This window comes from Croceibacterium mercuriale, from assembly GCF_000802385.1.
Classification (GTDB): Bacteria; Pseudomonadota; Alphaproteobacteria; order Sphingomonadales; family Sphingomonadaceae; genus Croceibacterium; species Croceibacterium mercuriale.
This window is the reverse complement of sequence record NZ_JTDN01000002.1, coordinates 204,613-218,593: the sequence shown is the minus strand read 5'-3', so window position 1 is coordinate 218,593 and position 13,981 is coordinate 204,613. Positions and strand designations below refer to the sequence as shown.

At 70.1% G+C, this 13,981-nt stretch carries 9 protein-coding genes and 1 tRNA gene; 6 read left to right on the top strand and 4 right to left on the bottom strand.

All coding sequences use genetic code 11. From position 1 onward, the window contains the following. Positions 1 to 26: 26 nt before the first annotated feature. Positions 27 to 1,511, bottom strand: coding sequence for an OprO/OprP family phosphate-selective porin (locus PK98_RS10635; RefSeq protein ID WP_052208539.1), 1,485 nt, complete (start codon positions 1,509 to 1,511; stop codon positions 27 to 29). Continuing rightward, positions 1,508 to 2,578 (bottom strand): ABC transporter substrate-binding protein, encoded by a 1,071-nt coding sequence (locus PK98_RS10630; protein ID WP_039096898.1) that lies wholly within the window; start codon positions 2,576 to 2,578, stop codon positions 1,508 to 1,510. Before PK98_RS10630 ends, PK98_RS10635 begins: the two co-directional genes overlap by 4 nt. 100 nt (positions 2,579 to 2,678) lie before the next feature. On the opposite strand from PK98_RS10630, the gene PK98_RS10625 reads away from it, so the two are divergent. The 6 genes from PK98_RS10625 to PK98_RS10600 all read left to right on the top strand — a co-directional run bounded on the left by PK98_RS10625 (position 2,679) and on the right by PK98_RS10600 (position 11,819). After that, the gene (locus tag PK98_RS10625; protein ID WP_200885028.1) at positions 2,679 to 3,344 is read left to right on the top strand and encodes a response regulator transcription factor; all 666 of its coding nucleotides are present in this window, start codon (positions 2,679 to 2,681) and stop codon (positions 3,342 to 3,344) included. Next, entirely contained in the window at positions 3,334 to 4,761 is a 1,428-nt protein-coding gene (locus PK98_RS10620; RefSeq protein WP_052208537.1) for a sensor histidine kinase, read from the top strand. The genes PK98_RS10625 and PK98_RS10620 overlap by 11 nt, the downstream gene beginning before the upstream one ends. A gap of 78 nt (positions 4,762 to 4,839) precedes the next feature. Next, positions 4,840 to 5,544, top strand: coding sequence for a vitamin K epoxide reductase family protein (locus PK98_RS10615; RefSeq protein ID WP_081996198.1), 705 nt, complete (start codon positions 4,840 to 4,842; stop codon positions 5,542 to 5,544). 61 nt (positions 5,545 to 5,605) lie between these two features. Beyond that, positions 5,606 to 7,258, top strand: coding sequence for an efflux transporter outer membrane subunit (locus tag PK98_RS10610; RefSeq protein WP_081996197.1), 1,653 nt, complete (start codon positions 5,606 to 5,608; stop codon positions 7,256 to 7,258). After that, positions 7,255 to 8,628 carry an efflux RND transporter periplasmic adaptor subunit gene (locus tag PK98_RS10605; protein WP_039096895.1) on the top strand — a complete coding sequence of 458 codons (1,374 nt, stop codon included), beginning with the start codon at positions 7,255 to 7,257 and terminating at the stop codon, positions 8,626 to 8,628. The genes PK98_RS10610 and PK98_RS10605 overlap by 4 nt, the downstream gene beginning before the upstream one ends. Beyond that, a complete protein-coding gene (locus tag PK98_RS10600; RefSeq protein ID WP_081996196.1) occupies positions 8,625 to 11,819 on the top strand; it encodes an efflux RND transporter permease subunit in 3,195 nt (1,064 codons plus the stop codon). Before PK98_RS10605 ends, PK98_RS10600 begins: the two co-directional genes overlap by 4 nt. Before the next feature lie 37 nt (positions 11,820 to 11,856). On the opposite strand, the gene PK98_RS10595 is transcribed toward PK98_RS10600, so the two are convergent. Both PK98_RS10595 and sppA read right to left on the bottom strand, forming a co-directional pair. Continuing rightward, positions 11,857 to 11,931 (bottom strand) — tRNA-Val (locus PK98_RS10595). Between the two features lie 75 nt (positions 11,932 to 12,006). Further along, a complete protein-coding gene (sppA, locus tag PK98_RS10590) occupies positions 12,007 to 13,917 on the bottom strand; it encodes a signal peptide peptidase SppA (protein ID WP_039096893.1) in 1,911 nt (636 codons plus the stop codon). Positions 13,918 to 13,981 lie beyond the last annotated feature (64 nt).

Here is a 13,981-nt window from a genome sequence, read left to right as displayed (position 1 = left end):
TCCTCGGGCTGGAATGGGGAGGGTCATCAGAAGGTGACGCCGACGCGGGCGCTGACGGTGTTGCCGTTGTCGCTGCCCGCGGCCGGGCCGGTGGGCGCTTCGGTGGCCCAGTGGATCGCGTTCAGCTGCAGTCGGGTGAAGCTGTTGAGGTACCAGTTGGCGCCGATCGTCGCGGCCCAGCCGCGCCCGCCGGTGGCGATGTCGGTGAAGTCCAGATCCTCGTATCGCGCGGTCAGCTCGATCGCGCCCGGACCGCCTTCGAAGATCGGCCGCCGGACGCTGGGCTGGCCGAAGCTGCCGAGGCGCGGATTGTACGGCGGCAGGTCGCCCGTCACGAACCAGCCGCCCGACAGGCTCCAGGCCTGGCTGGTGAAGTCCGGCCGCCCACCGTCCAGCCGCGCATGGCGCTGGCCGGCTTCGGCCATGACCCACACCGGCCCGGCATAGCCGCCCAGCTCGGCACCATAGCCGGTGGTGCCGGTGCCACCCAGCAGCGGCCCGGTGGACACCCGCAGCGCGCCATTGAAGCGGCCGCCGATCACCGTGTTGCGGGTCAGCGTCCCGGCCAGCGGGTTCAGCGATTCGTCGAAGCCCCACAGGCCCAGATGCAGCACGCCGCGTGGCCCCTTGACCGGATTCCAGTGGACCCGGCCCAGCGCGGTGCGGCTGTCGCTCACCGCCTGTGCGCCGTCTACCCGGTCACCCGTGACGGTCAGGGAGGCATGGCCGGTCTTCCAGAACAGCCGGGGCATGATGCCGATACCGTAGAAGCCACGCTGCGGAATGATCGCGGTCGCCACCACCGTGCGTTCCATGAAGGGGGTGGAATCCGATCCGGTCGAACCTTCGAAACTGCGGTCGTTGAACAGGTGCCCGGCGCGCACATCGTAATCCAGGCCGGTGCCGATCCGGTCGCGCCAGCCGATGAAGGCGGTGACGATATCGACCTCGTTTTCCGAGAAGTCGGCCTCGAACTGGTAGAAGAACTGCGTGCCGACGCCGCCTTCGACACCCAGCCGCAGGGCGCGCATGCCGGTGGTGGTGATGTTGCGCCCGTCGATGTCGGAGCCGAAGGTGCTGCTGACATCGGTCAGGATGCGGCCGCGCGGCTTGTAGGTGAACACGCCGTCCGCCGAATGGAACACCGGCAGGCCCGAGCCCCACTCGGTGGTGACGCCGGCCGCATTGGCCGCCTCCACCTGCGCCACGTTCCGTTCCGCCGGGCCGGGCGGCACGATCTGCGGCGCGAAGGGGCGGGTCACGGCGACCACCGGACCGTCCGCAGCCGGGGCAGGGGTCGGGGTGTCCTGCGCCGCCACAACGACCGGTGCGGTCGCAGGCACGGCCTGCTGCGCTTCCAGCCGGTCCAGCCGGGTGCGCAAGGTGGCGATCTCCGCAGCCTGTGCGCGGACCAGCGCCTCCAGCTCGGCAGGGCTCGGCGCCTGGGCCAGGGCAGGGGTAGCGGCGATCAGCGCGGCCAGCGCGATTGTTGTGCGAAACACTTTGGTCATGAGCCTGCCCCTCCGGCAAGAATGGCATCCCATTCGCCCAGCACGCGCCGGCGCTTCACGGGATCAAGATTGACGAACAGTTGCGGGCCACCGCGAATGGCGCGTGGCCGGGCGACCGCGAGGGCGCCCTTGGCCATGTCGGTGCGCACGGGCGGCAGCCATTCGCGGGCGAGCAGCGACTGTCCCTCGCGCGACAGCATCCAGTCCAGGAACAGCCGGGCGGCATTGGGATGCGGGGCGTCGCGGGCGATGAACGCCATGCGCGAGGCGACCAGCGTGTAGTCCTGCGGGAACACCACCCCCAGCCGCTCGTCCGCCTCCGCCCGTTCCGATGCGTAAGGGCCGACCACGTTGTAGGCGATCGCGGCGCGCCCCTCGGCCACTGCATCCACCATCTGCGCGGTGGTGGCGGCCAGCACCGGATCGTTGACCGCCAGCGCCCGCCACAGGGCGTAGGTGTCGCGAGTGGCGGCCAGATCCTGCGTCAGGTAAAGATAGCCGACATCCGACTGCGCCGGATCGTAGGTCGTGACCTGGCCACGCAGCGCCGGATCGCCGCTGGCGAGCAGCTGTTGCAGCGCGCGATGGGTCTGCGGAACGCGGTCGGGCGCGATCGCCTGCCGGTTGTAGACCAGCACCACCGGTTCCGCCGTGATGCCGTAACCCATGTCCTTCCACAGCGCTTCGGCCGGCAGGGCCGGCTTGTGCGGACTGGCATAGGGCTGTGCGTGGCCGTCATTGATCAGCCGGGCCTGCAGATCCATGGCGGAGGACCAGACGATATCGACACCCGGCTGCGCCGCCGCGGCATCCGCCAGGAAGCGACGGTGCAGGATGCTCGACTGCAGATCCTCGTACACCACCTGTACCTGCGGATGCTGCCGGCGGAAGTCGGCGATCAGCGGCGCCACGGCGTCCGCATCGGCATTGCCCAGGATGCGCACGGCGCCTTCGCGGCGCGCCTCTGCCTGCACGCTGGCGGCGGAGGGCGGCTGCAGCCACAGCCAGGTCGCGCCGCCCAGCAGGACGGCGCACAGGACAATGCCGGCGATGATCGATCTGCCCATGGGCCAAGCTCCTCTCGCTCACCGCATCTGTTGTCGGCTAAGCTGATGAAGGGCAGTTACATCGCGAAACTGTCATCGACCTTTCACGGGAGTTAACTGTTTGCGCATCCTGATCGTGGAGGACGACGCCCCGCTGGCGCGCAGCATCGCCGCGCTGCTGCGCCCGGCCGGCCACGCGATCGACCATGTGGCAACCGGCGCCGATGCGCTGATGGTGGCGGGGGACGAGCCTTACGGCCTGATCATCCTGGACGTCGGCCTGCCCGATACCGATGGCTTCGCGGTGCTGGAGGCGCTGCGCCGCCGGGGGGAGCGGGTGCCGATCCTGATGCTGACCGCGCGCGACGCACTGGATGACCGGGTGCGCGGACTGGATCTCGGCGCCGACGATTATCTGCGGAAGCCGTTTGCACCTGAGGAACTGGAGGCACGGGTACGTGCGCTCGGCCGGCGGCGCGGGGGCGATCCGATGCCGCAGATCGTGGTTGGTGCGCTGGTGATCGACCGATCGATGGGCGAGGTGCGCGCCGACGGCCGGGTGCTGGACCTGCGTCGCCGCGAGTGGGCCGTGCTGGAGGCGCTGGCTTCGCGCGCCGGGCAGATCGTGCCGCGCGACGTCCTGCTCGCCGAGGTGTTCGGCTTCGACGAGCCGGTCGGCGGCAATGCGCTGGAGGTCAACATCACGCGGCTGCGCGCCAAGCTGCCCCCGGACGGCCCGGCGATCCGCACCGTGCGCGGGCTCGGCTACCTGCTCGATGCCGGCTGAGGCGCATTCCGGATCACGGGGGCGCACGCTGGCGCTGCGCACGCGGCTGCTGGCGGCGATGCTGGTGCCGCTGCTGGCGGTGGCGATCCTGCTGGGCCTGGCCGGCGCGACGCTGATCGCCGACGTGGTGCGGCGCGCCAACGACCGGGTGATGGGTGGCGCGCTGGGCGCGATCGCCGACACGGTGCAGGTGGAAGGCGGCGCGGTCACGCTGGACCTGCCGCCCGCCGCCTTCGCCATGCTGGAGAATGCGGAGCGGGACAACATCTACTATCGCGTGGCGGTGGGCGACACGCTGCTGACCGGCTACCCCGACCTGTCGCCGCCGGACATCGCCGCACTGACGGCCGAGGCACCCCGCTATCGCTACGCCCGTTTCCGCGGGCAGGACGTGCGTATCGCGGAGGTACGGCGCGCGCTGCCCGGCATCGCCGCGCCGGTGATCGTGCAGGTGGCGGAGACGCTGGACAGCCGCAAGGCGCTGCGCCGGCGCCTGATCGCCGCGCTGGTCGCGGGCGAGCTGGTGCTGGTGGGCGTCGCCAGCCTGCTGATCCGCCCGGCGCTGAGCTGGAGCCTGCGGCCGCTGGCCACACTGCGCGGGGCGGTCGCCGCGCGCGACACCCGCGCCACGCCCGACCTGTCCCCGCTGGAAGCCGGCCCGCTGCCGGAGGAGCTGCGGCCGCTGGCCGAGGCGTTCGATCACCTGCTGGCGCGGCTGGATGCGGCCACGGCCGGGATGCGCCGCTTCACCGCCGATGCCTCCCACCAGATGCGCACCCCGCTCAGCGTGCTGAAGGTGCAGGTCGCGCTGGCCCGGCGCGGCGATCCGGATGCGCTGCGCGAAATCGCCGATGCGGCCGACCGGCTGGAACGGCTGGTGACGCAGCTGCTGGCGCTGGCCCGCGCGGAGGAGGCCGGTGCCCTGCCGCCGCTGGAGGATGTCGACCTGCGCGAGGTGGCGATCGCGGTGATCAACCGGCGCATCGGCCAGGCGATTGAGGCGGGGGTGGAGCTGGACCTGGTCGCCGCCCCCGGCACGTTCGTGGTGCCCGGGCATCGCACGCTGCTGTTCGAGATCGTGTCCAACCTGCTCGACAATGCCATCCGCTACAACCGGGCGGGCGGGCTGGCGGTGCTCACGATCGAGCGCACGGACGCGGAAACCACCATCGCTGTCGCCGATGACGGGCCCGGCCTGCCGGCAGCGGACCTTGCCCGCGCCGGGCAGCGGTTCGTGCGGCTGGCCAGCAGTGCCGGACGGGAGGGCAGCGGGCTGGGCCTCGCCATCGTGCGCTCGGCAGCGCAGCGGCTGGGCGCGGAGCTGGCAATCATCAACACCGATCCCGGGCTGCGCGTGACGCTGGCCTTCCCGCAGGTGCCGGGTCGGCAATTCATCGAAACCGATCCTCCGTCGTAGTGGTAAATGTCGCAGGACAGCGCGGCGCGTGCGGCCAAACCGCCATTCTGGTGAGCGAGGAGGAGGAGGCGATCGGCTATGCCGAGTTGCAGGACCGGCCGGGCCAGCCTGCCTGGCGAGCCGGGCAGGAACGGGACGGAGGCGGTGGTCACCTCCGCCGTGTCGCAGGCCTTCCCGATCCCCGATGCAGCGCTGGGCGGCTATACCTATGCGCTGGAGATCGCGACCGGCATCATCGGTTCGCAGGCGCGCTGGCGCACCATGCCGTGGCTGGTGTTCCTGTTCGGGCTGATGATCGCGCCGCTGGGCGTCGTGTCGATCACCTTTGTCATCATCCAGCCGGTGGTGATCGGCACCTGGGCCACGCTGACGCTGGTGGGCGCGGCGGCCATGCTGGTGCAGATCCCGTACTCGCTGGACGAGCTGCTGGAGACCTTGCAGTTCGTCCGCCGCCGCGCGCAGGCGGGTCGCCCCTGGCTGCGCGTGTTCCTGTCCGGCGACACGGACGGGGGCAAGCGGGAGCCCGTCCGTGACGAGTTCGACTGCGGCGCGGGCACGGTGCTGGCGGACATGTGGGGTGGGGGCGTGAACCTGCCGTGGAACCTGGCGCTGGCAGGGCTGATACCGCCAGGCGGCGCGCTGCTGGTGACGCCGGTCCTGTTCGATGCGGGGTCGGCGCACACGGTAGCCAGCATCGTGGCCGGTGCTGCGCTGATCGCGCTGAGCCTGCGGCACGGCGCGGTGCGCGAACATCATGGCAGCTGGGACCGGCGCATCGCCTGATCTTATTGTCGGCGGTTGTCCCTGTGCGGGAACGGGTGCGCGTTTCGCGGCTTGCCGGTAAATGGGGGCCACTCGGCGCGATGCGGTCGCGCGTATTCCATCCCTGATGTCGTGCGGCGCCGTTCTGGCGTTGTCCGGCTGCGTCGCCGGGCCGGATTTCGTGCGGCCACCCCCGCCGGCCACTCCGGCCTACACGGCGCAAGCCGTCCCGCCGGTCACTGTCGGCAGCGACGGCCCTGGCGGCGAAGCGCAATATTTCCTTCACGGGCAGGACCTGCCGGCCGGCTGGTGGCACTGGTTCGGATCGCCGCAGATCGTCGCCCTGGTGGAGCAAGGCTTCGCCAACTCCCCCAACCTCGCCGCAGCGCGCGCCCGGTTGCGCGGGGCGGAGGCGCAGCTGCGCGCGCAGCGCGGCGTGCTGCTGCCGGAAGTCGGCGGTACCGGCAGCTTCTCCTATGGTGGCGGCGGGGCCCAAGGCGCGCGGCAACGCGCCGGATCAGGCGGCGGCACCGCGCCGGCACCTGCCGATCCGGGTGCAGGCGAAGGTGACGGCGGAGGTGATGCCGGCGGAGCCGGAGGAGGCGGCGCGGGCGACGCCTTCACCATCTACACCGTCGGTGCGTCCATCACCTATGATCTCGACCTCGCCGGCCGCAACCGCCGCCTGGTGGAGGCGGCCGCCGCCACCTACGAACAGCAGGTGCAGGAACTGCAGGCGGCCTATCTCGCGCTGGTCGGCAACATTGTCAGCTTCGCGCTGGATGCCGCCAGCCTGCGCGCGCAGATCGACACGCGCGAGGAACTGCTGACAACGCAGGAGGCGCGGCTCGAGCTGCTGCGCATCCGCGTGGCCGAAGGGGAGGATGCCCGCGCCGACCTGATAACGCAGGAGGCCAGCATCGCCGGCCTGCGCGCCACCGTGCCCCCGCTGCGCGCGCAGGCGGCAGCGGCGGAAAACCGGCTGGCCCTGCTGACCGGGGTCGCACCGGCGGAGGCCACGATCCCCGCCATCGCGCTGGAAAACCTGCAACTGCCGCGGGCCGTGCCGATCAGCCTGCCTTCCACCCTGGTGCGCCGCCGCCCTGACATCCTGGCGGCGGAGGCGGTGCTGGCAGGCGCCAGCGCGCAGATCGGTGTCGCCACCGCCGACCTGTATCCCAACCTGACGCTGGATGCGGCCTTCGGCCTGGCCGGCGGCGCCAGCGGGCTGATGCTGGTAGCGCCCGATCCGGTGTTCGACCTCAATGCCAACCTGCTCGCCCCGCTGTTCGACGGCGGCCGGCGACGGGCCAGTCGGGACGTCGCCGTCGCGGTCTACCAGGAATCGCTGGCACTGTATCGCGAACAGGTGCTGACCGCCTTCACCGAGGTGGCCGACGGCATCCGCGCGCTGGAAAGCAATGCCGATGCCTTGGCGCAGCAGCGGATCGCGCTGGCGGCTGCGAGCGAGAGCCTGGAGCTGGCGCAGTTTCAGCTGGAGGAAGGCGCGATCAGCATCATCGACCTGCTGACCGTGCAGCAGACCTACCAGGATGCGCGCTTCGCCTACATCGGGGCGATCGCCGACCGGTTCCAGAGCACGGCGGCGCTGTTCGCCGCGCTCGGCCCCGGTCCGCTGACGCAGGATCAGGTCGCCGGGATTACCGCCCGCGAATATCTGGACGGAACGCGCGCCGCGCTGATGGACGGCCGCGTGCCGGAAGAGGGGCTATGACCGACCACATCATTGATGGGCGGCCCGCGCTGCCCGCGCCGGAAGACCGGCTGGCCCTGCCCGCACCGGACGGCGGACCTGCCGGACACGAACCGGAACGGGAGCGTCCGTTCTGGCGCCGGCCGATGGTATGGCTGGCGCTTGGCATACTGGTCCTGCTGGCGCTGCTTTCCGCCTTCTGCGCGGGTCGGGGTGGCGAAGAGGAGGGCGGCGGCGGACCGCCGGTGGCATCGGTCAGCGCGGCCCCGGCACAGGCGCTCACCTGGGAAGACCGGCTGGCTGCGGTGGGCACGGTGGCTGCGGTGCAGGGGGTCGACGTGACCTCGCCCATCGAAGGTATCGTGGTGTCCATCGACTTCGCCAATGGCGGCAGTACGGGCGCCGGGCGTACGCTGGTGCGGCTGGACACCACCACCGAACGTGCGCAGCAGGCGGCGCTTGCCGCGCAGGCCGAACAGGCACGGCTTGCCTATGACCGCGCGCGCCGCCTGATCGAACGCGGCGCAGTGGCGCAGGCGGATGTCGAGCAGCGCCGCGCCGAATGGCAGTCGCTGGTGGCGCAGGTGCGCGAGATCGGCACCATCATCGAGAAGAAGCGCGTCGATGCGCCCTTCGCCGGCACGCTGGGCATCCGGCAGGTCAGCCTGGGCCAGTATGTCAGCCCCGGCACGCCCATCGTGTCGCTGCAGCAGCTGTCGCCGGTCTTCGTGAACTTCCCGCTGCCCGAACGCAGCTTCACCCGCATCCGCGAAGGGCAGGAGGTGACGCTGACCAGCGAGGCGTTCGGCGATCGCAGCTTCACCGGCCGGGTCACCGCCATCGATCCGGACCTGCAGGCGGATACCCGCGCGGTCCAGGTGCAGGCAACCGTGCGCAACGCCGATCGCGCGCTGCGTCCCGGCATGTTCGCCGATGTCACCGTCAACCTCCCCGGATCGCGGCAGGTGGTCGCGGTGCCGACCACCGCCATCACCCGCAATTCCTATGGCGACCTGGTCTATGTCGTGCATCGGCTGACCCCGCAGGAACAGCAGCAGATGCAGGCCGAGGCGGAGCAGGAGGCGGAAGCACAGAAGGGCGGCTTCCTGTCCGGCCTGTTCGGTGGCGGCGGTGACGAGAAGCAGGCAGCCGGTGGCGAGGAAGGGCAACATCGTGGCGAGCAGGGCCAGCCGCCGCCGCAGGTGGTCGCCCGTGCGGTGTTCGTGGAGGTCGGCGAGACCCGCGGCCTGCTGACGGAGATCACCAGGGGCCTGAAGCCCGGCATGCAGGTCGTCACCGCCGGGCAGCTGAAGCTGGAGAACGATGCGCCGATCCGCGTCACCCGCGGCAATGCGTCGCAAGGTGCGCAGCCGGTGCCCGACCGGCCATGATGGCCTTCCTCACCCGCTTCGTCGAACGGCCGGTGCTGGCCAGCGTGGTCAGCCTGGTGATCCTGCTGCTGGGCCTGCAGGCGATCACCTCGCTCAGCACGCGCGAATACCCGGAGATCACGCAGGCCACCATCAACATCAACACGCCCTATACCGGCGCCGATGCGGAACTGGTGCGTGGCTTCATTACCACGCCGCTGGAACAGGCGATCTCCGAAGCGGAGGGGATCGACTACCTGCAATCGACCAGCACGCAGGGGCAGTCCTCCATCCAGGCCTTCCTGGAACTGAACTACGACCCCAACGATGCGGTCGCGCAGATCCTGACCAAGATCAACCAGGTCTCCAACCAGCTGCCGCCGGAGGCGGAGAACTCGGTCGTCTACGTCACCAGCGAGGCCGAGACGGATGCGATGTACATCGCCTTCCAGAGCGAGGCGCTGAGCCCGGCGGAGATGACCGATTATCTCAACCGCGCGATCCGCCCGCAGATCGAGACGGTGGACGGCATCCAGCAGGCGCGGATCCAGGGTTCCACCAACCTGGCGCTGCGCGTCTGGCTCGATCCCCGGCGCATGGCCGCGCTGGATGTCGCTCCGTCGGACGTGCAGGCGGCACTGGCCAGCAACAATTACCTGTCCGCGGTGGGGGAAACCAAGGGATCGACCTTCACCCTGCCGCTAACCGCGGGCACCGACATCGACAGCGTGGATGCCTTCCGCCAGCTGATCGTGCGGCAGACCGGCGACGCCCTGATCCGGCTGGAGGATATCGCCCGGGTGGAGCTGGGGGCGGAGGATTACGGCAGTTCCACCTTCATCAGCGGCAAGCCCGCCGTGTTCATGGAGGTGGAGGTCGCGCCCGACGCCAACCTGCTGACCACCATCTCCGAGGTGAACGAGCTGTTCCCCCGGATTCAGGCGGACCTGCCCGCCGGGATGACCGGCACCATCGTCTATGACGCGACGGTGGCGGTGAACGCCAATATCGACGAGGTGATCTCCGCCCTGTGGCAGGCGCTGCTGATCGTGACGGTGGTGATCCTGCTGTTCCTGGGATCGTGGCGATCCGCGCTGGTGCCGGTGATCGCCATGCCGCTGTCCATCGTGGGCGCGTTCTTCCTGATGAGCCTGCTGGGCTATTCCATCAACCTGCTGACCCTGCTGGCGCTGATCCTGGCGATCGGCACGGTGGTGGATGACGGGGTGGTGATCGTGGAGAACGCGATGCGCCATATCGAGGAAGGCGCCGATCCGGAGGAAGCGGCCAAGCGCACCGTGAAGGAACTCGCCTCCTCCATCGTGGCGATGAATGTGGTGGTGCTGGCGGTGTTCCTGCCGGTGGGCCTGATCGGCGGGCTGACCGGCAGCCTGTTCACGGAATTCGCCTACACCGTTGCCGGTGCCACGCTGATGTCCGGCATCGTGGGCCTGACCCTGTCGCCCATGATGTGCGCGCAGGTGCTGCGCGCCAGCAGCAACGAGAAGAAGGGCGTGGCCAGGTGGGTGGACAAGGGCTTCCGCAAGACGGCGGATGGCTATGCCCGCGTGCTGGGCAAGGCGCTGGACCTGCGCTGGTTCGTGATCGGCTTCGGCGTGGTGGTGCTGGCCAGCTGCTGGTTCCTGTTCAGTGCCGCGCAGTCCGAACTCGCCCCGCCGGAGGATGACGGCTTCCTGATCATCCAGGCCAGCGGCGACCCCAATGGCTCGCTCGACCAGCTGGAACGCTGGACCGCGCAGCTGGGCAAGATCGTCGGCAGCTACGATTCGGTGAGGCTGGCCTTTGTCACCAACGGCGCGGAATCGCCCGACAGCGCCTTTGCCGGCGCGGTCATGAAGGACTGGGCGGATCGCGAACAGTCGCAGCAGGAGCTGCAGCCGCAGCTGACCGAGGCGGTCAGTCAGGTCGCCGGGCTGGAAGCCACCGTGATCGAGCCGCCGACGTTGCCGGGCGGGGGCGGCGGGCCGCCGATCCAGTTCGTGATCGGATCGATCGAGGACCCGCGCGCGATCTTCGAACAGTCCGAACAGATCCTGACAGCGGCGCGCGCCAGCGGGCTGTTCCAGTTCATCGACAGCGACCTGACCTTCGACCGCGCGCAGGGCAATGTTGCGATCGACCGGGAAAAGGCCAGCGCACTGGGCGTGGACATCGCCACGCTGGGGCAGGACCTGTCCACCCTGCTGGCCGGCGGCTACGTCAACTTCTTCAGCTTGGACGAGCGGTCCTATCGAGTGATTCCGCAGGTCGACCGCTCCTTCCGGCTGACACCGGAGCAGTTGGACGATTATTACGTGCGGGCCAACCCATCTGCGGCGATGGGCGGCACGACCGGCGGTGCCACCGTTGCCGCGCCCGGAGGACAGTCGACGGCGGTGGCCGGTGCTCCTGCGCCGAACGCGCGCGCGACCGGCCAGCTGGTGCCGCTATCGGCCTTCGCCACGGTCGATACGGAGATCCGCCCCAACGCGCTCAGCCGCTTCAACCAGCTGAACGCGGCAATCCTGTCGGGCGTGCCGGCGCCCGGCGTCTCGCTGGGAGAGGCGATCGGCTTCCTGGAGGAGCAGGCCGCCAACCTGCCGCAGGGCTACACCGTCGATTATGCCGGCGTGTCGCGCCAGTTCACGCAGGAGGGATCGAACATCGGCCTCGCTTTCGGCCTCGCGGTGATCCTGGTGTTCCTGACGCTGGCGGCGCAATATGAAAGCTTCCGCGATCCGGCCGTGATGCTGGTCAGCGTGCCGATGAGCCTGGCGGGCGCGCTGCTGTTCTTCGCGCTGGGAGTGGTCAGTTCCAATATCTACACGCAGATCGGGCTGCTGGCGCTGACCGGATCGATCATCCGCCATGGCATCCTGCTGGTGGAATTCGCCAACCAGATCCAGGAGGACGAGGGCGTCGACCGGAGGCAGGCGATGGAGAAGGCGGCGGCGCTGCGGCTGCGTTCGATCCTGATGACCACCATCGCCACGCTGATCGGGCTGGTGCCGCTGCTGGTGTGGTCCAGCGGGCCGGGCGCGAACAGCCGCTTCGCCATCAGCTTCGTGCTGGGGGTGGGCATGGCGATCGGGACCTTGTTCACCCTGTTCGTGGTGCCCGCGCTGTACACCGTGGTGGCGACGAAGCGTGGCGACGAGGCAGACAAGCCGAAGCAGGACGACGCGCCGGAGAAACAGCCAGCGACCGCCTGAAGATCTTCGCGGATGGTGTGGGGGCCGCCTCGGGCGGTGGTGGGCGCGGCAGGGATTGAACCTGCGACCCCACCCGTGTGAAGGGTGTGCTCTACCACTGAGCTACGCGCCCGGCACTGGCCGCCGGAATGTCGGCTGCCCATGACAGGGGCGGGCCTTTGCCAGAGGCCCGCCCGTCATGCAAGACCTACCGCGCCAGAAAAGCGCGCATCATCGCCAGCAGGCCTGCCTCGTCAGCGCGGGCCGGCCGTGTCGGCGCCGCGAGCGCCGGACATTCCAGGCAGCGAGCCTGCACGCCTTGCGCGCCGAACAGCCGGGTGAGGTCGGCCAGCGCGCGGCCCAGCTGATCGCTTTCGCTGCTGGCGATGGCGGCGAACAGGTCCGGCGCAATGGCGCGGGTGCGTCCGCTCGGCTGCATCATGCCGGCCACCAGCGGGCCATAGCCGGTCTGTTCCTGTTCCAGGAAGGCCGGCGCCCAGGTCCCGTCCGCCAGCTTGGCACGACCCGCCACCCAGCCGAGCGCATCATCCAGATTGCCGAACTGGTCCACCAGCCCCAGCTGGCGTGCGGTGCCGCCATCCCAGACGCGGCCCTGGCCCAGCTCGTCGGCGCGGGCGCGGTCGATCCCGCGCGCTTCCGCCACCAGGCCCAGGAACCTGTCATAGGTGGAACTGACCGTCGCCTGCAGCAGTGCATCGGCCGCCGGGGTGAAGCCGGAAATCGGATCGGGCTGGCCCGACAGCGGCGTGGTCCGCACGCCGTCGCTGGTCACGCCGAAGCGGGCCAGCGCATCCTCGAAGGTGGGGATCACGCCGAACACGCCGATGGAGCCGGTGACCGTCGATGGCGTGGCGAAGATGCGGTCGCCCGTCGTGGCTACCCAGTATCCGCCGCTGGCCGCGATGTTCGCCATGGAGATGGCGACGGGGATGCCGCGCGCCTTGTGGCGCAGCACCGCGCGGCGGATCGCCTCCGACCCGCTGACGCTGCCGCCCGGCGAATCGACCCGCACCACCAGCCCGGCCAGGTTGTCGTCCAAGGCATCGTCCAGTGCGGCCACGATCCGCTCGGCCCCGGCGGAGCCCGGCCCGGCGGTACCGTCGGTGATCTCGCCGGCGATCGTGATCACGCCGATGCGGCTCGGCCCCGAACCCATGAAGGACGCGGTCGGTGTCTCCGGCCCCAGCTCCGCCAGCCACGCATCCAGCGTGGTGTGGGCAAAGGCGCCCGGCGCCTTGTCGAGCGGATCCGTGCCCGCGCGCGCCGCCACATGCTTCCCCCAGTCATCCAGCGTCCCGGCCTTGTCGGCCAGTCCGGCGGCGATGGCGGCGCGGGCGGTGTCGCCATTGTTCGCCTGGATCAGCGCGACGACGTCATGCGATGCGCGGGTCAGCTGAGCCCGGGGGCGCGCGGCTGAGACGTTCTCCTGCCAGCGGGCGAAGATGGTGGAATAAAGCTCTGTCGCGTTGCGGCGCGCGGGCTCGGACATGGCGCCCAGCTCCCATGGCTCCACCGCGCTCTTGTACGTGCCCACGCGGTACACGCGGGCATTGATGCCCAGCCGGTCCAGCGCCGGCCCGTAATACAGGTTCTGCCCGCCGGGTCCGCGCACCACCGCGCCGCCCATCGGATCGACCCAGACCTCGCTGGAATGGGCGGCCAGCAGCAGCGTGTCGTCGGTATAGGCCAGGGCGTAGGTCGTGACCGGCTTGCCCGTCTTGCGGAACCGGTCGATCGCTTCGGCCAGCTCCAGCATGTGCACCTGCCCGCCGCCAAGGAAGGTGGACAGGTCGAGCGCCAGCAGCTTGATCCGGGTATCGCCGGCGGCGGCGTCGATCGCGCGCACCAGGTCGCGCGCCGCATATTCGCGGGTCGGCGCGGCGGAGGGCAGCAGCAGGTTGAACGGATCGGCCGGAGCCACCTCCTCCACCACAGTGCCGTCAAGCTGCAGCAGCAGCGCGCCGTCGCGCACCGCATCGGCGCTGGGCCGGGCGGACAGGGCCGCGAACAGGACGGTGAAGAACAGCAGCATGAACACCAGCACCAGGGCATCCTTGATGCCGACCAGCAGGTGCCAGACCTTGCGTGCGAAACTCATCTTGTGTCCTGTCCAGTTGGCGGCATCTTCCTCCCTGTAGTGGGCTGCCGGGCCTGTTGCCAAC

Coding starts and splice junctions, on each gene's coding strand:
- sppA (WP_039096893.1), bottom strand. CDS start 13,917: ATGAGTTTCGCACGCAAGGTCTGGCACCTGCTGGTCGGCATCAAGGAT.
- PK98_RS10605 (WP_039096895.1), top strand. CDS start 7,255: ATGACCGACCACATCATTGATGGGCGGCCCGCGCTGCCCGCGCCGGAA.
- PK98_RS10615 (WP_081996198.1), top strand. CDS start 4,840: ATGCCGAGTTGCAGGACCGGCCGGGCCAGCCTGCCTGGCGAGCCGGGC.
- PK98_RS10610 (WP_081996197.1), top strand. CDS start 5,606: ATGGGGGCCACTCGGCGCGATGCGGTCGCGCGTATTCCATCCCTGATG.
- PK98_RS10635 (WP_052208539.1), bottom strand. CDS start 1,511: ATGACCAAAGTGTTTCGCACAACAATCGCGCTGGCCGCGCTGATCGCC.
- PK98_RS10600 (WP_081996196.1), top strand. CDS start 8,625: ATGATGGCCTTCCTCACCCGCTTCGTCGAACGGCCGGTGCTGGCCAGC.
- PK98_RS10620 (WP_052208537.1), top strand. CDS start 3,334: ATGCCGGCTGAGGCGCATTCCGGATCACGGGGGCGCACGCTGGCGCTG.
- PK98_RS10630 (WP_039096898.1), bottom strand. CDS start 2,578: ATGGGCAGATCGATCATCGCCGGCATTGTCCTGTGCGCCGTCCTGCTG.